This is a genomic window from Psychrobacter sp. GW64-MNA-CIBAN-0177 (assembly GCF_040309585.1).
GTDB lineage: Bacteria > Pseudomonadota > Gammaproteobacteria > Pseudomonadales > Moraxellaceae > Psychrobacter > Psychrobacter okhotskensis.
In genome coordinates this window covers 1-263 of sequence record NZ_JBEOOY010000333.1, presented here as the reverse complement: position 1 = coordinate 263, position 263 = coordinate 1, and the positions used below count along the sequence as shown (strand labels likewise).

The window sequence follows — 263 nt, the reverse complement described above, 5'->3', positions numbered from 1 at the left end:
AGGCAAGCAGCACAAACACGATGGCAAAGCCGATGAGAATAACAGGGTTTTGTAGCCAGCCGATAATCCCTAACGACTCACCAAATACGGCAATAATCGCCCCTAAAATACCATAAGCAATGGAAACGCCCACCGCATAACTGGTGGTTAAAATCACGCCTTTTTTTACGGTTGGGTTTTGCTGACGGGCAACGATATTGGCAACAATCGGCAGCATTGGTAAGACGCAAGGCGTTAATGCTAGACCTAGACCGGCTAAGAAT

The 263-nt window shown here is 47.1% G+C and carries 1 protein-coding gene; it reads right to left on the bottom strand.

The features are described 5' to 3' along the window. The coding region (locus AAEY79_RS15320; RefSeq protein ID WP_352289372.1) for a cytochrome c biogenesis protein CcdA at nucleotides 1-263 on the bottom strand (263 nt) is incomplete at both ends.